The organism is Nocardia sp. NPDC051981, from assembly GCF_040680715.1.
In the GTDB taxonomy this organism is placed as follows: domain Bacteria; phylum Actinomycetota; class Actinomycetes; order Mycobacteriales; family Mycobacteriaceae; genus Nocardia.
Window position 1 is genome coordinate 142,714 of the sequence record NZ_JBFAXK010000017.1, and the last position, 21,234, is coordinate 163,947.

23 protein-coding genes are annotated in these 21,234 nt (G+C 66.3%); 8 read left to right on the forward strand and 15 right to left on the reverse strand.

Features of this window, described 5'->3' with window-relative positions:
- Window positions 1-61: 61 nt before the first annotated feature.
- The 3 genes from AB0L60_RS27085 to AB0L60_RS27095 are packed head-to-tail and all read right to left on the reverse strand — an operon-like array spanning window position 62 to window position 2,975.
- A complete protein-coding gene (locus AB0L60_RS27085; protein ID WP_364619038.1) occupies window positions 62-1,075 on the reverse strand; it encodes a hypothetical protein in 1,014 nt (337 codons plus the stop codon).
- Window positions 1,076-1,079: 4 nt separating this feature from the next.
- Complete coding sequence (locus AB0L60_RS27090; RefSeq protein ID WP_364619041.1) at window positions 1,080-2,405, reverse strand: peroxidase; 1,326 nt, start codon at window positions 2,403-2,405, stop codon at window positions 1,080-1,082.
- A gap of 9 nt (window positions 2,406-2,414) precedes the next feature.
- Window positions 2,415-2,975, reverse strand: a complete 561-nt coding sequence (locus AB0L60_RS27095) for a hypothetical protein (RefSeq protein ID WP_354836783.1) — start codon at window positions 2,973-2,975, stop codon at window positions 2,415-2,417.
- Window positions 2,976-3,173: 198 nt separating this feature from the next.
- On the opposite strand from AB0L60_RS27095, the gene AB0L60_RS27100 reads away from it, so the two are divergent.
- The 3 genes from AB0L60_RS27100 (at window position 3,174) to AB0L60_RS27110 (ending at window position 4,936) form a co-directional block, all read left to right on the forward strand.
- Window positions 3,174-3,881 (forward strand): hypothetical protein, encoded by a 708-nt coding sequence (locus AB0L60_RS27100; protein ID WP_364619044.1) that lies wholly within the window; start codon window positions 3,174-3,176, stop codon window positions 3,879-3,881.
- Window positions 3,878-4,351, forward strand: a complete 474-nt coding sequence (locus tag AB0L60_RS27105; RefSeq protein WP_364619047.1) for a hypothetical protein — start codon at window positions 3,878-3,880, stop codon at window positions 4,349-4,351. Before AB0L60_RS27100 ends, AB0L60_RS27105 begins: the two co-directional genes overlap by 4 nt.
- Before the next feature lie 303 nt (window positions 4,352-4,654).
- Window positions 4,655-4,936: a hypothetical protein gene (locus AB0L60_RS27110; RefSeq protein WP_364619050.1), complete on the forward strand. Its 282-nt coding sequence runs from the start codon at window positions 4,655-4,657 to the stop codon at window positions 4,934-4,936.
- Window positions 4,937-5,105: 169 nt separating this feature from the next.
- On the opposite strand, the gene AB0L60_RS27115 is transcribed toward AB0L60_RS27110, so the two are convergent.
- The 4 genes from AB0L60_RS27115 to AB0L60_RS27130 all read right to left on the reverse strand — a co-directional run bounded on the left by AB0L60_RS27115 (window position 5,106) and on the right by AB0L60_RS27130 (window position 10,558).
- On the reverse strand, window positions 5,106-5,927 hold the full coding sequence (locus tag AB0L60_RS27115) for a YceI family protein (protein ID WP_364619053.1): 822 nt from the start codon (window positions 5,925-5,927) through the stop codon (window positions 5,106-5,108).
- Window positions 5,924-8,608 (reverse strand): MFS transporter, encoded by a 2,685-nt coding sequence (locus AB0L60_RS27120; protein ID WP_364619055.1) that lies wholly within the window; start codon window positions 8,606-8,608, stop codon window positions 5,924-5,926. The genes AB0L60_RS27115 and AB0L60_RS27120 overlap by 4 nt, the downstream gene beginning before the upstream one ends.
- Complete coding sequence (locus AB0L60_RS27125; protein ID WP_364619058.1) at window positions 8,605-9,129, reverse strand: MarR family transcriptional regulator; 525 nt, start codon at window positions 9,127-9,129, stop codon at window positions 8,605-8,607. The genes AB0L60_RS27120 and AB0L60_RS27125 overlap by 4 nt, the downstream gene beginning before the upstream one ends.
- A 298-nt stretch (window positions 9,130-9,427) precedes the next feature.
- A complete protein-coding gene (locus tag AB0L60_RS27130; protein WP_364619061.1) occupies window positions 9,428-10,558 on the reverse strand; it encodes a helix-turn-helix domain-containing protein in 1,131 nt (376 codons plus the stop codon).
- 141 nt (window positions 10,559-10,699) lie between these two features.
- Here AB0L60_RS27130 and AB0L60_RS27135 point away from each other — a divergent pair, with 141 nt between their 5' ends.
- A complete protein-coding gene (locus AB0L60_RS27135) occupies window positions 10,700-12,244 on the forward strand; it encodes a long-chain fatty acid--CoA ligase (RefSeq protein WP_364619064.1) in 1,545 nt (514 codons plus the stop codon).
- Between the two features lie 2 nt (window positions 12,245-12,246).
- On the opposite strand, the gene AB0L60_RS27140 is transcribed toward AB0L60_RS27135, so the two are convergent.
- The 4 genes from AB0L60_RS27140 to AB0L60_RS27155 all read right to left on the reverse strand — a co-directional run bounded on the left by AB0L60_RS27140 (window position 12,247) and on the right by AB0L60_RS27155 (window position 14,857).
- A complete protein-coding gene (locus AB0L60_RS27140; RefSeq protein WP_364619067.1) occupies window positions 12,247-12,600 on the reverse strand; it encodes a hypothetical protein in 354 nt (117 codons plus the stop codon).
- A 247-nt stretch (window positions 12,601-12,847) separates the two neighbouring features.
- Window positions 12,848-13,159 carry a hypothetical protein gene (locus AB0L60_RS27145; protein WP_364619070.1) on the reverse strand — a complete coding sequence of 104 codons (312 nt, stop codon included), beginning with the start codon at window positions 13,157-13,159 and terminating at the stop codon, window positions 12,848-12,850.
- Between the two features lie 68 nt (window positions 13,160-13,227).
- Window positions 13,228-13,776, reverse strand: a complete 549-nt coding sequence (locus AB0L60_RS27150; RefSeq protein WP_364619073.1) for a hypothetical protein — start codon at window positions 13,774-13,776, stop codon at window positions 13,228-13,230.
- Window positions 13,777-14,047: 271 nt separating this feature from the next.
- Window positions 14,048-14,857, reverse strand: a complete 810-nt coding sequence (locus tag AB0L60_RS27155; RefSeq protein ID WP_364619076.1) for a PIG-L family deacetylase — start codon at window positions 14,855-14,857, stop codon at window positions 14,048-14,050.
- A 205-nt stretch (window positions 14,858-15,062) separates the two neighbouring features.
- Between AB0L60_RS27155 and AB0L60_RS27160 the strand changes: the two genes are divergently transcribed.
- Complete coding sequence (locus AB0L60_RS27160) at window positions 15,063-15,821, forward strand: dienelactone hydrolase family protein (protein ID WP_364619080.1); 759 nt, start codon at window positions 15,063-15,065, stop codon at window positions 15,819-15,821.
- A 275-nt stretch (window positions 15,822-16,096) separates the two neighbouring features.
- Here the strand turns inward: AB0L60_RS27160 and AB0L60_RS27165 are convergent, their stop codons facing one another.
- Together AB0L60_RS27165 and AB0L60_RS27170 are read right to left on the reverse strand one after the other, a co-directional pair.
- Window positions 16,097-16,723, reverse strand: coding sequence for a hypothetical protein (locus AB0L60_RS27165; protein ID WP_364619197.1), 627 nt, complete (start codon window positions 16,721-16,723; stop codon window positions 16,097-16,099).
- A gap of 369 nt (window positions 16,724-17,092) precedes the next feature.
- Window positions 17,093-17,629, reverse strand: coding sequence for a helix-turn-helix domain-containing protein (locus AB0L60_RS27170; protein WP_364619083.1), 537 nt, complete (start codon window positions 17,627-17,629; stop codon window positions 17,093-17,095).
- Between the two features lie 58 nt (window positions 17,630-17,687).
- Here AB0L60_RS27170 and AB0L60_RS27175 point away from each other — a divergent pair, with 58 nt between their 5' ends.
- The 3 genes from AB0L60_RS27175 (at window position 17,688) to AB0L60_RS27185 (ending at window position 19,298) form a co-directional block, all read left to right on the forward strand.
- A complete protein-coding gene (locus tag AB0L60_RS27175; RefSeq protein WP_364619086.1) occupies window positions 17,688-18,332 on the forward strand; it encodes a dihydrofolate reductase family protein in 645 nt (214 codons plus the stop codon).
- 56 nt (window positions 18,333-18,388) lie between these two features.
- Complete coding sequence (locus AB0L60_RS27180) at window positions 18,389-18,802, forward strand: VOC family protein (protein WP_364619089.1); 414 nt, start codon at window positions 18,389-18,391, stop codon at window positions 18,800-18,802.
- A 133-nt stretch (window positions 18,803-18,935) separates the two neighbouring features.
- Window positions 18,936-19,298 carry a hypothetical protein gene (locus AB0L60_RS27185; RefSeq protein WP_364619092.1) on the forward strand — a complete coding sequence of 121 codons (363 nt, stop codon included), beginning with the start codon at window positions 18,936-18,938 and terminating at the stop codon, window positions 19,296-19,298.
- 28 nt (window positions 19,299-19,326) lie between these two features.
- Here AB0L60_RS27185 and AB0L60_RS27190 read toward each other — a convergent pair whose 3' ends face one another.
- Window positions 19,327-20,052, reverse strand: coding sequence for an alpha/beta hydrolase (locus AB0L60_RS27190; protein WP_364619095.1), 726 nt, complete (start codon window positions 20,050-20,052; stop codon window positions 19,327-19,329).
- Between the two features lie 727 nt (window positions 20,053-20,779).
- A complete protein-coding gene (locus AB0L60_RS27195) occupies window positions 20,780-20,935 on the reverse strand; it encodes a DUF6131 family protein (RefSeq protein WP_364619098.1) in 156 nt (51 codons plus the stop codon).
- Between the last annotated feature and the right edge of the window lie 299 nt (window positions 20,936-21,234).

Here is a 21,234-nt window from a genome sequence, read left to right on the forward strand (position 1 = left end):
ATGTGCGTACCGTGAAGACCGCTTCGGGGGCGATCGCGGTGCAGATCGTGGTGGTGCCAGGTCATTTCATGGTGGCGAGGTTGTGCCAGAGGTGTCTGAGGCTGTCGGTGCCGCCGAAGAGGGTGGTGAAGTTGGTGGAGTCGATGAGCAGGATGTCGCCGGCGCGCGGGCCGGCGGGCGGCATCCAGATCAAGGTATTGAATTCGGTGTTTCCGGCGCTGGTGAAGGGATGCGGTCGGTGGGGGTCGACGCGCTGGCTGGCCAGCACGCGGAGTGAGTCGCTTTCGGGCGCGGTGAGTTCGTAGTGCGGCAGATGGGGGTGGAAGTTGAATGTGGTGACCTGGTCGAGGAGTTGGGGTGTGTCCAGGTCGCGGAACGCGGTGACGGGGGCGATCTGATCGGTGCCTTCGACGACTGCCGGGCGTAGGCCCCAGATGTTGTGCACCGGCACGTCGAGCGCTTTCATCAGCGAGCGCGTGTACTGACCGAATCGCTGCTGGCGGGGCACGAGCGGATCGCCGTGATGTTCGTATTCGATCTGTCGCTGCGCGTTGTCGTCGGTGAAGCCGACGTCGTGGTGTGGCGCCAGCAGCAGGCAGGTGCCTTCCCGTTGCAGCCACTCACGAATGGCGTCGATCTCCTCGGGCGCGGCCTGCTGTTCGGCGAGGACATGGTCGAGCCCGAACACCATCAGGGTGTCGGTGTCGGCCAGGATGCGTTCGTCGATGGGCAGGAAGTAGCCGGCCTGATCGATGCGCTGGAAGACCGCGACGGGATGGCCGGTGGCCTGCCCGGCCAGCTGTTGGAAGTCCAGTGTCGAACGGTGGAACAGCTCGAGGGTGCCGGCGATACCTTGCAGGAAATGGTCCTTGTCATAGTCGGGGGTCTCGTAGGCCGGCCAGGTGACGTTGCGGACCTCGGTCATCGTGGAGAAGCGGTTGTAGATTTCGGCGGGGTCGCGTTGGGCTTCCCAGGGGTAGCTCCACGTCCAGTAGATGCTGACCCGCCGCCGCCCGTCGGCCATGCGCGGAATGTGGCTCTGGTTGTAGGTGCGTGCCGTCGGCAGGCTGCTCATGAGGTCACCTCTCGGTTTCGAGCGTGGCCAGGTAGCGCAGGGCGCTGATACCGGGCAGGAAGAAGTACGCTCCGCCTTTGAGAGTGGTGAAGGCGGGCAGGCCCTTGAACACCTTTCGGATCGGGCGCTTGGGGATGGTGAATTCCAGGGTGCCGTCCTGGGCGCCGCAAATCGGGTCGTGCTCATTGCCGAGTTCGTGGAATGCCTTGTCGTTGATCCAGACGTTCTGGGCGAACTCGAACTGTCGAACCAGGCTGGCGCAGATGATGAACGCGGCGATGCCCCGATCCGCACCGTCGTCGGGCGCGTCCTCGGGCAGCGCCGGCCCGTAGGTGGCGCCGCGGCGAATCATCCTGCGCCGGTTCATGTTCACCGCGGTGTCGCGCGGGTTGAGTCGGCGCGCGTGCGAGCCGAGCGGCACCGCATAACCGTGCGGGTCCATTTCTTTGTAGTTGAAGTCGTTGTTGCGCATAGGATCTGCACCGAGCTCGGGATCGTCGTGGTCCGGTGACAGCACGAGCGGCGCGCCGCTGCGCCACCGGCCCATGATTTTGGCGGCAAGGAGCTCCTGCCCGTCCGGCGTGTCGGCGTTCTCCCGCAGGAAATCCCGGAATGCACCCACGTGTTCTTGCAGCCGCCGGTAGGCCATGTAGCTGCCGTTGCGGGACAAGACCTCCGGCTGCGGCAGCCCATGGGGCGGCCCGTCCTCGTCGGGGTAGCCCAGGATGAATTCACCGGGTTGCAGCGGCGCGCCCGAGCCCGGGGTCGGTTCTTCCCCCGATCCTTCGATCACCGGCTGGGACAGGCGATCTCGAAACCCGAAGTGGTCGTGGGCGTAATTGAACGGCGGTGTCGCGTTCAAATCCAGAAACGACAACACACGCACACCCGGACAGCCGGCCACCAGTTTCTCGTGTTCGGCCGTGCAGCGCTGGCGTTCTTCCTCGGTGCGGGCGAACAGGATTGCGATGGCATGCAGGTCGCCGCCGGCGAGTCCGCCCACCCAGTTGTCGGGATGATTGGCGCCCGTGTCGCCCAGGATGTCGGCCCGGGCGGCCATGCCCTCGCGGAATTCGTCGGGAAAAGTGGCAAGCGCTTGGTCTGGAACCCCGAGCGCCCGCAACCCATTCCAGGTGAATGCCAGCGTGACCCACCGCTGCGAACTGTCCATCGTGGCGCGCACGTCGGCAGCCGACTGCACCCGGTCCAGCAGCGGCGTCAACCAGGCCCGGCCCCCGGCGGGGTCGTCGAAGGACAGGAACTCATAGCGGCCGGTCACCGCCGGGGTGCGGGTCAGCAGGATGTGCTGAATATCCTCGAGTTCGAGCATGGCCGCGGGCTACTGCATCTGATCGAGCATGTCGGAGAACGCCGCCTTCGCCCGCAGCGCCTTCTTGATCTCGTCAGCGGTGGCGTAGGGGTACTCACCGTACTCGAGGAAGCTCGGAAACTGGTGTTTGCGAACGAATTCCACGAATGACTCCGGATTTTCCTTCCAGTCCTCCGGGAATCCCTCGAGGTTCGTGAAGACCGTGTCGATACCGGTCTGCGAGAACAGCGTCACGGCGTCTTCGGTGTACTTGTCGAAATCGGTATCGAAGATGCCCTGATACTGGAAGTACAGTCCGAATCCGACGTCGAACAGCAGCCACCGCAAATAGTGCAGCCGGAGCGGTGCCAATACGTCCGGGCTTGCGGCCACCGCGTCCTGGATCCGCTGGCCGTGGGCGCGGATGGCCTCTTCCCGGCCGGGCTTCACCTTCGCGATGATCGAGAACCCGTAACAGGCCGGGGTTCGTGGAAAGGTGGGACCGTATCTGCCGCGTTGCAGTTCGAAGTAGCCCTCCTTGGGAATGGCCAGCGCTGCTGGTTTACTCCAGTCCTGATCGGCGGATGGCATGTGTCCACACCTTTCGCAGTAAGTCCACCTATTGAGACCGTGTCGTAACCTGTATTCGGCACCGAATACGGATGCCGAGAATCGGCTGAGGCCAGGGCTGGAAATTGTTGTCGATTTGTTAGGCTGCCCGACCGTGATACACGGTGGCGATACCGCCGAATTTCCGGGGCAGGCAACCCATTCTGGCAGGATGACCCTATGCCGACTCCGTCGCAACAGAGCAAGCCTGCGCCACCTCTGGGTCAACTGTCAACGCCGCGCGCCGCCGCTCTGGCCGGGGTGCTCTTCGCGATATTGCTCATTACGACGATGGTTCTGATTCGCATCCAAATGCCCGACCACGTCGAGGATTCGGCGCAATGGCTGCAGAGCAGGCGCGGCGCGCTCACCACGGCGACCGTGCTGATGCCATTCGCCGGAATCAGCTTCCTGTGGTTCATCGGCGTCGTCCGCGACGGGTTCGGACGCCATGAAGACCGGTTCTTCCTGACGGTATTCCTGTGCAGCGGACTGCTCTTCGTCGCGATGATGTTCGTCGCGACCGCCGGTATCGCCGGTCTTGTGACGAGCAACAACAGCGTCACCGATCCGGCCGCCCGCACCGAGGTGATCAGCTTCGCCAGGATGATGGTGATCTCGGCGAGCCAAACCTACGCACTGCGGATGGCCGCGGTGTTCATGATCTCGCTCGCGACGATTTGGTTGAAGACCAGGCTGATGCCCCGCTGGCTCGTCGCTCTCAGCTACCTGGCCGCCCTGGTGCTGCTGATCGGCAGCGAGATGAGCCGGTGGCTCACCCTGGTGTTTCCGGTCTGGGTGCTCGTGGTCAGCTGCTTGCTCCTGGCCCGCGCCGGACTGATCGGCGAGCGGCGCGACGAGGGCGATCGGTCCCGGAGGCTTTCGTGAACGAGCCGTCTTCGCCACGTTCGCCTGATCTGGAGTTGGTCTACTTCGCGGTGGCGGACCGGCACCTGCAATACGAAAATCTGCTCTGGCAGGTGCCTGCGCTCAGTCTGACCGCTCAGGCCTTCCTGTTCAGTATCGCGATGGGAGCGGGCAACGACCCCGTCGCGCGGATCGCCTCCTCGCTCCTCGCGCTGATCGTCTCGATCATCTCGATCATGCTGATGGCAAGCCATCGCCTCGCCGGCCGCAAGGATGAGCTCTGGCTGGAGCGTTTCGAAGAGAACGAACTCGACGTGGGAACCTGGGGCGCACACGGCGCCGCATTCGCGCGGCGACAAGACATCGCCGACCTGGACGCGGGGCTTGTGGGCAAGCTGATACCGATGCGGCAGATGTTCAAGGTATGGGTCGTCGGACTTGGTTGCTTCGGCTCAGCCGCCGTCTTCATGATCCTGCGGACACTGATCTGATCGGTCTCGGCCGTTGAGCAGTCTCCGCTGGTCGGCATGCTGGACCCACGAATGGAGACTTCTGGCCCCTAGCGGGCGCTGGCCGATCGCGGTTAGCCTGAAGATCGTCCTTTCTCAAAAACCGTGGAGAGGACGTTGCTTCGGTCGACACAGCTACCGGAGCCGCCAGGTCGACGTGGTAGTGACAGTGCCTGGCACCGGACCATTCCCACACAGGATCTGGTTCGGCAACTTCATCAAGTGGCTATCGCTCGTCAACAGGACCATGACAACCGGTCGGGGTCGAGAACGACGAAGTGCGTCATGAGCCGCTTCCGAGAGCGGCGAAACGAGCGACAGCAGTCGTACCACTGTCTGCTTCAGCAGACTTCGCCGCTCAATCACCAGCGCAGCGGCTCGGCGGCAATCACCGAGGTTGCCCGGCTGCACTGGACAAGTCACTCGACATCGAGGAACAGATATGTCCAGCAAAATGATCAAGTTCGTGGCCGCCATCGCTATTGCCCTGCCGTTGGGCGCTATCGCAGCTCCGGCAGCTTCGGCCGCGACGCCAAGTTCGACATCGACTGCGGTTACTCCCGCTGATGGATCAATTGCTATCTGCTTCCCCCTGGGCAGTGTGGTCTGGTGCATCTGAGACCACGGGCTGACGCCTCCGCATAGTTGGAAGGAGCTGCGAGGATCCTGTGGCATCCCCGGATTCCGACGACCCAGGGCCGGGGATGCCCCCATAGAGATATCGAACGCGTCCACGCTACATCGCGGGTAGCCGGTCTCCCTGGACGAGCTCTATGTCCAATTCGATACGCACGGTGGTGCCCACCGCGGCGATACCCGCTTGCACCATGACGTTGTAATCGAGCGCGAAATCCTCCCGGTGCAAGAGGGTTTCGGCATGGAATGCCGCGCGGACCCCGCCCCACGGGTCGGGGCCGTAGCCGCCGTAGGTGACCGTGAGTCCGGTGGGGCGGGTGCGGCCGTGCAGGGTCAGGGCGCCGGGCATCGACCAGCCGGTAGGGCCGGTGCGGTGTAATCCGGTGCCACGGAAGGTGATCAGCGGATAGCGCTCGACATCGAGGAAGTCCGCTGACCGCACGTGGTCGTCGCGCATGGCGATGCCGGTATAGACGGTGGCCGCCTTGATTTCCGCGTATCCGGTGGTGCGCTCGAAGATCTCGGCAATGTCGAGGCGGCCGCCGACCTCGGCGAAGCGGGCCTTGATGCCGGCGATGCCGAGGTGGCGGGCGGTGACCAGGACGGTGGAGTGCGCCGGGTCGATGGTCCAGGGGCCCGGGGGTGGGGTGGTGACCGCGTCGGCGGAGCGTTCCAGGCGGATTTCGCCGAGAGTGCCCGCGCCGGTGGCCGAGATGCGGGCGATCAGCGCGACCGGCTGGTGGCCGGGTGCGGTGACGACCGCGGTGTGCGTGCCCGGGGGCAGCGGCGCGGTGGCCGCCGCCCCGGTCGCATCGGCGGCGGCCCGGGCGAGCTGGTGGCCGTCGAGGTCGGTGACGGTGAGTACCGCCTCGGCGACCGGCCAGCCCTCCGGATTGCGGATCTCGGCGGTCAGGCCGGTCACGACAACTCCGCGGCCGGATCGGAACTCGTTGTGTAGAGCTCGGTTTCGCCCTGTTCCGCCGGAACCCGTTCGGGCTCGGTGCTTTCCAGGTCGTAGCCGAGTTCGACGGAGTGCTCGACCTCGCCGCCGAGCACGGTCACCCGGCTGGTCACCGGCGGATAGCCGCGGGCGACGACGGTGTACGCGCCCGCGTCCAGATCGGTGAGCGTATAGTGGCCGTCCGCGTCCGTGCGGGTGGTCCCGACCGGCGCCCCCGCCGCGTCCAGCACGGTGACCTCGGCGTTCGCCACTGCCCGGCCGTCGCCCCGGACCGTGCCGGTGAGCGCCGCCGTGGGGGTCAGTTCGATGTCGTAGCGCAGCAGGCCACCGGCTGGCACCACCAGTGCCGTGGCGGTCGGGCGCAGGCGTTCGGCCGCGGCCACCAGGGTGTACGTACCGGCTCCGACGCCGTGGCAGACATAACCACCGTCGTCACCGGAGATGGCCGCGCCGACCACCTCGCCGTGGAGATCGGTCACCGTAATGGTCACGCCCGCAAGCAGTTCGCCGCCCGCGGTGCGCACGGTGCCGGACAGCTCGCCCGAACCCTCCAGCGTGAGGTCCAGTTCCGGCGACCGCCCGTTCATCGACACGTTCACCGCGGTCGGCATGTGCCCGTTCGCCGAAGCGATGAGCACATAGCTGCCGGTAGCGGGCGAGTCGATGCGATAGCGGCCGTCGTCACCGCCGGTGGCGCGCGAAACCTGATGCCCGCGTTGATCGATCAGAGTGAGCGCCGCGGCGGGGACGGGGCTGCCGTCCGTCCGCTGGATCCGGCCGCCGATCGACGAGCCGTCCGGTCCGCCGAGTGCGGCGGTCGCGATCCGCTGCGCCATCGGGTCGGCGGCCATCGCCGGCTGCTCACCGGCGAGCAGGGCGTGGCCGTTCGCGATGACGCTGTGCCCGTTGGCAATCGAGCTGTGCGCTGCCGCGGCCAGCGCCGGCTCGGGCTGGGAGATCGCCTGGGCCGCACCCTCCCATACCTGGTCCTCGGCCCACTCGGCCTCGGCCTGCTGCGCCGCGACCGCCGGATCGGACTGCGCGGCCAGGGGATCGGTGGCCGGGGCCGGAGCGGCCGGGGCCTCCTGGAGCGGGATCTCCTTCATGAATAGCAGCACTATGCACGCCACCAGGGCCACTCCCGCCGCGGCCCAGAACACACCGTGCATCGAGTTGGTGAACCCGATCAGAATGGGGTCGCGCACCTGCGCCGGCAGCGCCGCGATGCCCGCGGTATTGGACTGCACGCTGGAGAGCTTGTCGGCCGAGAATCCGGGCGGTAGGTGTCCGCCGAACGCGTCGGTGATCTTGTGCGGCAACAGGTTGAACAGGATCGTCAGGAAGACAGCGACGCCCAGCGTGCCGCCGACCTGCCGGAAGAAGGTCGCCGCCGCGGTCGACACACCCATATCCGAACGCGGCCCGGCATTCTGCACCGCGATGATCAGCGTCTGCATGCAGCCACCCAGGCCGAGACCGATGATGCCGCCGTAGACCAGCGGCTGCCACAGCGCGCTGTCGTACTGCACCGTCGCGTACAGCGCACCGCCGCAGGCGATGATGAACGTGCCCAGCACCGGCAGGATCTTGTACCGCCCGGTGCGCTTGGTGACCTGACCGGAGACCAGCGATCCGATCATGATGCCCGCCACCAGCGGCAGCATGAGCAGACCCGCCTTGGTGGGCGAGAAGCCGCGCACCACCTGCATGTACAGCGGGACCATGGAGATCGCGCCGAACATGGCGATGCCGACGATGAAACCGCCCACGATGCACACCGTGAAGGTGGAATTCCTGAACAGCCGCAAGGGAATCAGTGCGGCGTCCGCCATCAGATGCTCGACGATGAGGAACAACACCAGGCCGACGAGCCCGATGGCGTAGCAGACCATCGCCCTGCCCGAACCCCAGCCCCAGCCGCGGCCCTGTTCGGCGACGATGAGCAACGGCACCACGCAGATGGCCAGCGCCACCGCGCCGCCCCAGTCCACCCGCAGGTCACGCCGCTGGTGCGGCACGTTGAGCACGCGCGCCACCACACCGAGCGCGAGCACGCCGATCGGCACGTTCACCAGGAACACCCAGCGCCAGCCCTCGATACCCCACAGGTGGTCGAAGCCGGAGAACCAGCCGCCCAGCACCGGCCCGAGCACGGTGGCGATACCGAAGGTCATCATGAAATAGCCCTGGTAGCGGGCTCTTTCGCGGGGTGGAACGATATCGCCGATGATCGTCATGGCCAGCGACATGAGCCCGCCCGCGCCCAGGCCCTGGAAGGCTCGATACCCCGCCAGCTCGTACATGGAGGTGGCGAAGGTGCAGGCCGCGGAGCCGATGACGAACAGCCCGATCGCGGTGAGGTAGAAGGACTTTCGCCCGTAGATATCGGCCAGCTTGCCGTAGAGCGGGGTGCTGATGGTGGCCGTGATCAGGTAGGCGGTGGTGGCCCAGGCCTGCTGGTCGAACCCGTGCAGGCTGTTGGCGATCTTGACGATCGCCACGCTGACGATGTTCTGGTCCAGCGCGGCCAGGAACATGCCCAGCAGCAGGCCGGACAGGATGGTGAGGATCTGCCGATGCGACAGTTGGGGTGGAGCGCCTGCCGGTGCGCCTGCGTGCGCGTCGGTCGTCGCTGTTGTCATGTGTCGATGCCCTGTTTCGAATCGATTGTTGCGGTGGTCTTTTCGATGCCGTCCACGAGTCGCGCCAGCAGACCGGTCAACGCTGCCCGGTCGGCGGTGGACCAGTCGGCCACCATTTCGGCGATCCAGAGATTGCGCAGCCGCCGGTTCTCGGCGAAGACGCGCTCCCCGTCGGCGGTGGCCTTGAGCACGCACGCGCGTCCGTCGATCGGATCGGCGCCGCGCTCGACCAGCCCGTGGCGCACCAGGTTCCGGCTCTGCCGGCTGATGGTGGAGATCTCGGCGTGCAACAGCTCGGCGAGTTTCCCGGTGCGTTGCGGCCCGTCGTGGACCAGGGTGAACAGCATGGCGTAGGCCAGCTGTTCGAGTCCTTCGGGACCGTGTTTGATCACCCGATGCTTGGCCCGGCCGACGGCTCGGAGGAGCCGAACCAGTTGCGCCCCTAGCGCGTCGGCATCCCCCAGAGCCCCGGCATCCGACAGGTCGGTGCTGGTATCGGGATCGTGGGTCGTGTGAGCCATAATCGGTTCCTTCTCACACTTACTTAGCACGTGCAACTACTTGCGTGTGCCAACTATACTCACGTTCGCTCGCTCGATTCCAGTCCCGGGTCAGGCGGCCATCGCCGCGAACCAGAAGCGTGGCCGCGAAATTCGTACGGCAGGCTGTGTCGCCCTGCGCAACCTCGCTACGCCGTAAGGGCAGCACGCGCACCCTATTCGCCCAGTCCAGTGGTGTCGATGCCAGGCACCGATATCCGGCACCGCGGGAACCGGCGCTGCGGCGGACGCGATGGCTTCCGCACCCCCGGCGGCGGGCTCAGTCGTGACCGGTGGCGCGGCGGTGCTGGATCGCCCACCAGACCTGTAGTGCGGTGCCAGCGCCGCGCAGATCGGTCGCGGCGAGTTCCTCGAAACGGGACAGGCGATAGCGAACGGTATTGGGGTGCACGATGAGTCGCTCGGCGGTGGCGTCGACCCGCATACCCGTGTCGAGAAAGCACTCGGCGGTGTCGATCAGGGTGCGGGCGGCCTCGCCGGGGCCGAGCGGGTCGAGGTAGCGGTGCACGAGTTCGGCGCCCAGCTCGGTGTCGGCGGCGATGGCGGGCAGCAGTCCGACGCGATCGAGGTCCAGCGGGCCGGTGAGGTCGAACAGCTGGGCGGTGGCGAGGACCCGGGTGGCCAGGCGGAATGATCGGTCCAGGTCCGCGATGCGGGTGGCGGGGCCGTAGGCGATCAGGCGGGACCCCTCGAGCGTGCTGGAGTTTTCCACAAAGCCCGCGAGATCGCCGTCCACCGTGGTGGCGAACCCACGTACGGTCGAGATCCCTTGCAGGGCAGGCGCTGTCGGTCCCTCGTCCGCGCGGGATCGGTACGCGCGGTACTCGCCGTCGGCGTCGAGTCCGAGCTGCTGGGCGCGAATCTGCAGCTCCGCGGGGCCGATCGTGCCCAGCAGCAGGGCGCGGGTGACCTCGGCGCGGAACTGCTCGTCATGGCGGGCCAGCGCGATCTCGACCTCGCGATGGGCCGAGCTGAAGGCGATGGAGGCCTGGTCGACGAGGTCGAGAAGGTCGGTGATGGACTCCAGTAGCACGCGGTCGGGAACCTTGCCGGCATGGGCGGCCGCGGTCAGCTCGGCCAGGATCTCGCGCACCGCGATGCGCCAGCCGTTCTGCACGTCGGCCAGTGAAATGCCCTGGCGGGCACGGGTTTCGCCGAAATCTCGGATGGCGTCCACATCGTCGGCGAGGAGTGGTCGGGATTCGTGCAGGGCCCGCGCGAGCCGCTCCAGGATGGATTCGGTGCTGCGCACAACGGTCGTCGCGGACAGGCGGGCGTAGTCGGGCATCTCGGCGCGGGCGCGGGCGACCACGCGCTCGGACGCCTCGGGGACCCGGTCCAGGACCCCGGTGATCATCCGTTGTTTCGCCCGCGCGCGACTCGAACTCATGGTGTCCCGACCCTACGACCGGTGTCTTGGAGAAATCAACAATCCGGCGACCTCGAATTGAACCCCATCTCCATGGCGCACGTCACAGTGCCCGCGAATACTCGTGACACCGACCACAGTTGTTCGACGAAGGGTTACCCGATGTATCTGACCCAGGGGCTGCACCGCGCCGCCCAGCAGCGGCCCAACGGCGTCATGACCACCTGCGGCGAGCGGGCCCGCACCAATCGGGAGGTGCTCGATCGCGTGTCCCGGCTGGCCGGGGCGCTGCGCGGGCTGGGGGTCGCGCCGGGGGACCGGGTGGCCATGCTGTCGCTGAACTCGGACCGGTACCACGAGTACCTGCTCGCGGTGCCCTGGGCGGACGCTGTGCTCAACCCGGTCAATATCCGCTGGAGCGCCGCCGAAATCGCCTACAGCCTCGCCGATTCCGACAGCCGCGTCCTCCTGGTGGACGACGCCTTCGCGGCCCTGGTGCCCGCGCTGCGGGAGCGGTACGACGGACTGGCCACGGTGATCCACTGCGGTGACGGCGCGACGCCCGAGGGCATGGAGTCCTACGAGACGCTGATCGCCGCGGCCGAGCCCATCGCCGACGCCCGCCGCGGCGGTGACGCGCTGGCCGGAATCTTCTACACCGGCGGCACCACCGGATTCCCCAAGGGCGTCATGCTCAGCCACGCGAATCTGATGACCTCCGCGCTCGGCGGCGTCGCCACCGGCTACCTGATGTCCCAGGACACGGTGTTCCTGCACGCCGCGCCCATGTTCCACCTGGCGGATCTGGCCGGTTGGCTGGGTGTGCTCATCGTCGGCGGCACCCATGTGACGGTTCCGGCCTTCGACCCCGTGGCGGTGCTGAGTTCCATTCGGCAGCACCGGGTCACCTCGAGCGTGCTGGTGCCGGTGATGATCCAGCTGCTGGCCGATCATCCACGGGCGGCCGAATTCGACCTGTCCAGCGTCGAACACCTCATGTACGGCGCGTCCCCGATCTCGGAGGCGGTGCTGGAGCGGGCCATGCGGCTGTTCCCGCGCGCCGGATTCACCCAGGCCTACGGCCAGACCGAGGCCTCGCCCATCATCACCCTGCTCGGCCCGGGCGAGCACCGGGCCGGCCGATTGCGTTCGGCGGGAAAGGCGGTGCCGCACAGCGAAATCCGCATTGTCGACGGCGAAGGGCAGGACGTGCCGGTGGGTGCGGTCGGCGAGGTGGTGACCCGCGGCGGCCACGTCATGCTCGGCTACTGGAACAAGCCCGACGAGACCGCCGCCGCCCTCCGCGCGGGCTGGCTGCACACCGGCGACGGTGGCTACCTCGACGCCGAGGGCTTCCTCCACATCGTCGACCGGTTGAAGGACATGATCGTGTCCGGCGGTGAGAACGTCTACTCCGCCGAGGTGGAGAACGCCGTCGCCGCGCACCCCGCCGTAGTCGCGGTCGCCGTCATCGGCGTCCCCGACGATGAATGGGGTGAACGAGTCCACGCGGTCATCGTCTGCAAGCCCGGCCACTCGGTGACCCCGGCCGAGATCCGCGATCACACGCGGCAGCTGATCGCCGGCTACAAGGCCCCGCGCAGCGTCGAGATCGTCGACGCCATGCCGGTGTCGGGAGCCGGAAAGATCCTGAAACGCGACCTGCGCGAACGGTATTGGGGAGACCACGCGCGCCTGGTCAACTGACCCTAGTGGGCCGGCGATGCGTCGCAGGCCGCGGGACGTTCGGCGGCGGTGAAGAACTGGCAGATCCAGCTCGGAACGATCTGCCAGGCACCGTCTTCGGGAACGAGTGGAATCTCGAATGGCGACGCGTGCGAGCCGAAACTCGTGACGCCCGCGGCCGGCACCAGTCCCGTGCCCGGGTAGAGCGCGTCGACGAGGTCGAACCACAGCAGGGCGGCATCGACCGGCAACAGCTGCGAAGTCCCGGCACCGTATTGATTGACCGCGACCGCCACGGTGGCCTGTTTGTCCGGTAGGCAGCCCAGCTGGTCGGTGAATCCGAGGACCGCTCCGTTGTGCCCCAGCCACTGGCCCATTCGGGCGATGCCCAGGCCGTAGCCGATGTCCCCGCCGCACCCGCGCGGCTCCGCGCCGCTGTGAAAACCCGATCCGCACGTTCGACCTCCCCTTCGAGCGAAGGTCCGAACCTATCGCGGAGGTGTATTGGGAACCAAGCGAATTCGAGCATTCAACGGGCAGTGCATCGTTGCCGGCCGACCCGCACACTGCGGGCCGGGACCCCTAGCGTGTCCCGGCCCGAAGTGTGCTGCGGAGCAGAAAGAACTACTGGCCGGTCTGGCAGACGCCGTTCAGGATCGCCGCGTTGTTACCGACCAGCGCGACATCGCCCTTGGCCAGCGCATCGGCGTAGTTGTCGATCGCCCACCGCTCCTGGCCGCTGGCGTCGATCGCGTGCAGGCGGTCGGCGACCTCCTGCTTCTGCTGCGGGCTCGGGCCGAGCGAACCGTAGCTGGCGAGGATGTCGTTGGCGGCCTGGCAGGCCGGGGTGAGGGCATTGGCGGTGCCGGCGGGCAGCACCAGCAGGGCGCCCACGGCGCTGGCGGCCAGCAGGGCGGAAGGCAGGATCTTGCGCATTCATTCACTCCCAAGAGATCGTGTGCGGTTGGCGCCTCCGAGTTTGCCCGATGCCCGCCGAAAATCGGTCATCGACATCTGCTCAACGACACACCATCGGGGCTGATTAGGGAGAAATCCCCCAATGGTGTGCAGTTCCCGGGCATCGGATGGGCGGCTCGCCGCCGTGAATCCACGATGCGCACTGTCGGCCGCTCTCCGCCTGGCGCGGGCTCGGCGTGTCGCCGAAGCGCACCGGGGCGGATCGTCTCGAGGCGGCGGGTGCGGCACGGTCCCTCAGCGTTCCCCGGCGGACCGTCCGCCCCGTCCGTTCCCGTCTGCTGCTGCCGATCCCGTTCGGCGATCCGTGCGAACAGCCGCACCACGACCTCCTCGAGCCGCAGGCCGAGCGATTCGGCCCGCAGCGCGGCCATCTCCAATGCGAACTCCCGGTCGGCGGGTGACGGGTCGCTCAGGATCTCGTCCAGCGCCATCCCGTCGATGGCCTGCTCCCGGGTCAGATCCCACCCCGGCAGCCAGCTCAACACCCACGTACCACCGCCGGAACCGAACACCAGATGCGCGGTCTCGGGCGTCACATCGCTGGTAATCGCGCGACCGGATATGCGGAGCGCCATAGCCTTTCACCCTCTCGATCCCCTCGAAATCTACGGGTGCAGCCTTGAAGATCTCTATCGAATTGCTTGCCCCGCATTACAACCGAAGGTGTCCTCCGGCCTGCGGTAGCGTGCGTTCCCCTGAATCAAGATTACTTGCAGCGGGCCGCTGCGTAAAAGGCGAATGATGTGAGGCGGGTACCGGGCACAGCGTCTGCCTATGTTGCCGAGTCCACCAGGTCACGACGGGCGGAACAACCCGCCGTGACGGTGTGAGCAGGGACTACGCCGGTCAGCGGAGGCCGGCGAAGAGGTCGGTTTCCCGGGTGGGCACGGCGACGCGGTTGAAGTGGCGGACGAAGGATTCGGTGGCGAAGATCGTGTGGTGTAGTTCGGCGGGCAATTGGAGGAACGGCACGCTGTCGCTCTGACTGGCGTGGGCCTCGAGCGCCTTGATCTTGCGCCGGATATAGGGGGCCACGTCCACGACGGTGGTGATCTGATCCATCGGCGTGCCGAAGTTGTCCGGCGGCTCGAAGTCGATCAGGCCTCTCACCCGCAGATCCGCGAACATTTCGCGGGAGGATTCGCGCGGAAGCGCGGTGTAGTAGAGCTTGTCCGGAATATCGGTTGCCGCTGCCGCCGCCACTGCGACACGGTTGGCCTGGATGTGGTCAGGGTGGCCATAGTTGCCGTTTTCGTCATAGGTGACGACCACCTGGGGACGGTAGTGCCGCATGAGGTCCGCGAGTCGTGCGGCGGCCTGCTCGACCGGAATATTCCAAAAGGCCTCGGGGTCGTGGTTGGCGTCCCAGCCGTCCATCCCCGAATCGCGGTAGCCGAGCAGCTCGACGTGCTGGATGTCCAGCAGTGCGGCCGACTCTTGAAGCTCGGAAAGTCGTTGCGCCCGTACCGTATTCGGATTGTGGCCCGGCTGTCCAGGCTTGATCCCGCCGGGCGCATCGCCCTGCTCGCCATTGGTGCAGGTCACCAGGACCGTCCGGATTCCTTCGGCCGCATACTGCGCGAAAATCCCACCGGTGCTGAGGACTTCGTCGTCGGGATGGGCATGTACGGCCATGATCGTCAGTTGGTCGGTCATGAGTCCCCATCCGTGTGTGCTCGGAGATTAGGTGCATTCACTCTACGAAGCAACACCGCGACTCGGAGCGGTGATTCCCGTGCCTCGAGGCCGAACGTCGGTCGATGTGCCCGCCGCGTCATTCGCGTCTGTCCGCCGCCGACTCGAATCGGCCGATCTTGCATGAGGTACGTTCGAAAGGGGCACGCGACAGGAGGATTCGATGATGACTGCTGTGCATGGGATGTCGGTCGACATTCGGACACCGGACGGTGTCGCGGACGCGTACGTCGTCCATCCTGACGATGGCGCGGCCCATCCGGGAGTGCTGGTGATCCAGGATGGGTTCGGGCTGCGGCCGAGCCTGCGGGCGCTCGCCGATCGTATTGCCGCCCACGGCTACACCGTCCTGCTGCCCAACGCCTTCTACCGGCACGGGCGCGCACCGGTGATCGAGCTGCCGGACTTCATCGACCCGTCGGAGCGGCCGGAGATCTTCCAGCAGGTCTTCCCGATGATCCGCGAGCTGACGCCGGAGCGAATGCGTTCCGACGCGGGCGCCTACCTCGACTGGTTGGCAGCGTCGCCGCAGGTCACCCCGGGCAAGGTCGGTCTCACCGGCTACTGCATGGGTGCCCGGCTGGCGGTGATCATCGCCGCCATGTTCCCCGACCGGGTCGCGGCGGTGGCCGGATTCCACGGCGGACCGCTCGTCACCGACAGTCCGGAAAGTCCGCACCTGACCGTCGGAAACATCACGGGGGAGCTGTATTTCGCCCACGCCGGCGAGGATCACCACATGACTCCGGAGCATATCGCCCAGTTCGACAAGGCACTCGATGCCGCCGGCATCCGCCACCGCACCGAAGTCTACGAAGGCGCACAGCACGGCTACACCCAAGCCGACACCTCCGCCTACGACGCCGAGGCCGACGAACGCCACTACCGCGAACTACTGACCCTGTTCGACCGCAACCTCCGCTGAGCACGTCCGTCCCCAGCGATTCTCACAGGGGCACAAGCGCTTCCGGGCCGCTCCGGGTCCAGCTGTCGTGCTCGGCGCGGTTGCGGCCGGGTAGCGGGTCTCGACCGCCGGCCGCCTCATTTTGGCCGGTTCGGGCGGGCGGGAGATCAACCAGGCGGGCACGGTGAAAGTGGTGGACTGCGGCGGTGATCGAGGATATTGGCAGGATGCCGGGTCTCCGACGGCCCGGCCGCTCGGACGGGCGGCGCCGGAGTGCCGGCGCCGCCCTGTGCGGGTTAGCCCACCAACTCGGGGACGCGCAGGTGTGCGAGCGCGAGTTCGAACTCACCGACGTCAGTTACTTCGACGCCGGCCTGCTGGGTCGTGGATGCCCGGAGATCCGCGGCCTCCATGCTGTTGCGAGCCATGGCCTCGGCGCTGTCGAACGAGGCACTCGAGACAGCGGTCCCGGTTGTCCGATTGACCATGAGACTGGCACTGCAGAAGCCTTCCAGCCCTTCCATGCCCGGCAGGGCGGCAGATCGGTAGACGTTGATGGCCGAGTCGAGCCGATCCGGGGTGGTCCGAGTCCAGATCGCACGCACGCAGGCACCCTCCTGTGCGAGGTGGTCCCGATGCAGAACGGCGATCTCCCATTCCTCGACCAGCGGTCCGCCACCCCCGAACATTTCGGCCGCGCGATCGCGAATCGCGCGAACTCGACCCTGACTGTCACGCATCGCGTCTTCCGTTTCCCACGCGGTCGTGGCGATGCACCGGCCGGAGCGTCGGTCGACCATGAGCGACAGGCCCACCCAACCGGGCATGTCCGCCAATTCGGACATCACTTCATCGCGCATGTAGGCAATCCCGGCATCAATAGAGGACAGCTGCGCCTGAATCGTGCTAGAGCGTGCGAACACGTTCGATCCACCTCCTCTGAGCGGGGGCAGCGCCTCGGTGACGCCACCGACGCCCCTCAGCCTGCCCCGGCAAGATCGCTGTGGCAATAGCCCGCCGGCAAACGCCCGGCAGCCATCGGTGAACAGCGGAAACGGATCACCCGGCGCCGCCCCGGTGTGCCTGAGCAGATATCTCGACCTCCGGCGCATGTGGGCCGAGGCGGCGTGGTCGCAGTACCACCGATATGGGGAATGCAGCTGCGAGACCGTGGAAAACGGCAGAGAGCGAACGGTTCTCGTGCAAACCGGCATGGTGCACCCCGGGCCGCACCGCGGCTGGCTGGTGATGCAGTTTCTTGCTGCAGGTGCACCCCTGAAGATCCGCGGCCGTTATCCCGCGGCTTCCTGTTCTCGGCGGACTGCTGCCTCGTAGGCGGCAGTGAGTTCCGACAGGACGCCGTCGGTTGGGGGCGGTGCGCCGTGCAGATGGATGGCACGGAGTTCGGCCATGAACCGCTCCCAGAGGGCGGGGCCGCCGGCGGCGAGGAGTTCGGCTCGCACGGTCAGCTCCGGGGTCGTATCGAGCCAGCGTGCGCCCCATGCGCCGAGTTGAGCCATGACCGGCACGAGCTGGATCGCCGCTTCGGTGAGGTGGTATTCCACCTTCTGCCGGTGGCTCGGATCGTCGTCGCGGGTGAGCAGGCCCGCGTCGACGAGTTTCGACAGGCGGGCCGCGAGGATGTTCGAGGCGATGCCCTCGATGGATCCGGAGAGTAGTTCGCGGAAGTGGGTGGCGCCGCTGAACATGATGTCGCGCAGGACGATCAGACTCCACCGGTCCCCGAGCAGCTCGACCGTCATATTGATCGGGCAGCCCGACTTGCTCGGGGGCGTCGTCAGCTTGTCATGAGCAACTGGTTGCACCATGAGACCAGTCTAGGTACTGTCCAAACTGATTGCAGATTGCAACCAGAAGGGATTGTCAATGGCGCAGATGGTTCGGGTTCACAATTTCAATCTCTCCAGCGATGGGTACGGCGCGGGCGAGGGGCAAAGTCTCGCGCACCCGTTCGGTGATGCCGACGCGACCGCGCTGTTCTCCTGGTCCGGCGCCACCGCCCACGCTCCCACCCGGACCGAGCCCGGCGGCAGCTACGGCCTCGACGACTACTGCACCCGCGAATGGCACCGCAACATCGGCGCGGAAATCATGGGCCGCAACAAATTCGGCCCCCAACGCGGCCCGTGGGAGAACTACGAGTGGGAAGGCTGGTGGGGAGAGGAACCGCCCTTCCGCACACCGGTATTCGTCCTCACCCACCATGTACGGCCGTCGATCACCCGGGGCGCCACCACATTCCATTTCCTGAACACATCTCCGAAGGACGCCCTGGAACAGGCTCTCGAGGCCGCCGACGGTAAGGACGTCCGCATCGGCGGCGGTGTGGCCACCGTCCGCCAATTCCTCGATGCCGACCTCATCGACACTCTCCATTTCGCCGTCGCGCCAGTCGAATTCGGCCACGGCGAAAGACTGTGGACAAGCCCCGACGAACTCACCGACCGCTTCCACTTGGAGCAGATCCCGAGCCCGAGCGGCGTGACGCACCACTTCTTCTGGCGCCGATAGCTCGGATCAGCTGACGGTGCCGCCCGGGCGCAGGGCAGCACCGAGTCTCGCCGGCAGTGGTGACGTTGCAGGACACTGAAGTGATGGCCAATCGCTGGGTCGGGGTGACCATCGACTGCGTCGACGTGCAACGGGTGGCGGGCTTTTGGAGCGCGTTGCTGGACCGGCCGCGGGGGCCTTCCGAACCCGGCTGGGTCTATCTCGGGGATCCCGGAGATCCACAGCCCCGCCTGGTCTTCCAGCCGGTGGCCGAGCCCAAGCACGGCAAGGTACGTGTGCATCTTGATGTCGCAGTCGACGATATCGATCAGGGGATCGCCCAGGTTGTCGCACTCGGTGGAAAGTCGACGGGGGAGCGGCACGACTATGACGAGGGCGTGGTCGTCGTGATGGCTGACCCCGAGGAGCACGAATTCTGTCTGGTCCAGTACCGCTCGCTGTCGGGGGCAGACCCGACCGACCGCGATTGAACGGATCATCCCACCGATGACGGATTCGATGACCAATTCAATGCCCTACTGCGAGATGCCAAGTCCCTGTTAAAGTTCGCCGCCGTCTTTGTTTCGGGCGCGGCGGGGATTCGACAAGAGGAATGGGTTGGGGATGAAGCGTGTGTTCGGGGTGGGGTCGGCCGGCGTGGCGGCGTTCGCGATGGCAGTGGGTGTAGCGGGTGCGGCCCCCGGCGACGTGAGCAACGGCGACCCGAATGTGCTTGCACAGCAGCAGATCCGGCACGTATCGGTAGGAGTGGATATCCCATCCGACACGTGGGCCTTCTCGCCCCCGGCCGCCGGACTCGCCTGCTACTGGGGTTACGTGCCGTATCCCGGCTATGACGCCCAGGGCAAGCCCTATTCGCCGTGGACGGACACACTTCGCGTGGTCGGCCCCAGCGGCTGGACCGAACACCTCGACTCCGGTTCAGTGATCGAAACCAACTGCTACATGCACCGATCCGGAGTGTGATCCACCCTCGAAGCGCCAGTGAATCAGGTCAGGGGCAGTCGGTGGCCAATGGCGCACCACGCAGCGCGGAATCGATCAACTGCTGCAATGCACCGTCGATCGGCTCTTGGCCGTGGGAGACCGTACGGCCGGGGCAGAAGGATTGGATACTGACATTGGTCGCGCCCGGCAGCGGGCTCTTCTCCGTCCCAGCGCTGTCGGAGGAGAAGTGGTAGGCGATCAGGCCCGACGGCACCGCGGGATCCGCATTGAGCCGAGTCAGGAATGCCGAACCCGGCACCAGATCTTGGCAACCCGGGGACACCCCGGAGCATAGGGTTCCGAGGTCGTCACCTTGTTCGGGTGTGCCGTAGTCGATGTAGGTTCCGACCGAATCGATTCCGCCGAGGAATTTCACATAGGCCCGCTGTGCGAGACCGCCCATGGAGTGACCGACCAGATCCACCCGTCGCGCCCCGGTCTGTCGACGGATGTCGGCGACCTTGTCGGCGACGGCCTGGGCTGACTCCGAGATCGGCGCTGTCCCCGTAGGATTCCCGGCCATCACCATCGAAAAGGTGGAGTATCCGCGTGCATCGAGCCAACCCTGGAGGCTCTCCAACCGCGCCTGATCCGCATAGATGCCGCCGATCACCAGGACCGGGTCCCGGTCACCGCCTTCCGCCGCCGCGGTCCCGACGTGCCCCGTGACCAATCCTGTTGCCGCGCACAGCAAGACGATGCCTGTGCGTGCGATCTGCCTGAGGGAGTACATCGGCCCGCTTTCGTTGAAGATCTGACTGCCGTTCTACCACCACACGGCCCAACCGGTCACCGAGATTCTGTGCGGCGCTACCGGGACCGGCCTTGCTGCCCGCAGTTCCAGGCGTAGTCGAGCCCGGACCGATCGTTCGTTGGACGACGTCTCAAAAGCAGTCCAGGTCACGTCACATCCAGGTCAGAACAGCAGAAGGGCCCGGCGGAAGCCCGGGCCTGATCTGGTCGAACTCTGGTGCGCGATACTGGGATTGAACCAGTGACGCGCACGGTGGTCGTGCCGCGGCTATGCAGCGAGTAACTTGCTGCCAGCATCTTTGGCGAAGATGCTGCGCTGTGGTGGTCGGTCGGCCACGATCGGGCACCGACCGGTCGAGGAGGCCGACCTGTTGGTATGCGCTTGGATGTCGGCGCAGCACACCCTCGATGGCTGAGCCGATACGAGGGTCGCGCCCCACGTGCACTGCCCAGCGCTGGGGCGGGACCCTTGTTCGATTATCGCGCCGGGATGCTGATCCGCTTCCGATAGTCGACCCAGATGACTGCTGCCGGTTGCACCGGTAGCTGTTCAGCCGGCCGGTCTCGGTGTGGTGCTCAACAGGTCTTCGTCGAATTCAATGTAGGCGGGAGCCGATCTGTGCACGAGGCCGAGTGCCGTCGACCCTGAGAGTGTGAGTCGACGGCGGTGACGGCCACCGGATGAGAGCGCAAACGCGATCCAGGGGTCAGTAATAGTGACTTCGGCCGCCGACGGCGTGGCCCGCCATCCCCAACAGCATTAACGCGACCCCGATGAGGAGGACGACGATTCCGATGGTCCAGATGATCGGGATGCTGAATATGAACCCGACGATAAGAAGGATGATTCCGAGAACGATCATGGTCAGCTACCTGGTTTCGCTGCTGTACTGGAAGGGTCTTTGAAACCCTCCGGTGCTGGTGCTGATATCGATCGTGTGCGCAATGCCAGCACGCCTCACTACGCCCACCCAATCCCGCTGTCCCAGTAGGCGCCTCGGGCCCAGGAGCGGCCATGGTCACGGCCCCTCTTTTCGAAGGCTCCCGGCCTACCGGTTCAGCCGGTCTTCTGGCGGATAACCCGGAATTGGACAGTTAAACAACGCCACTACTAGGCGTCCCTGCTTCTTCTCATCGGACTTCGAGTCCGGACCGTCAGTCC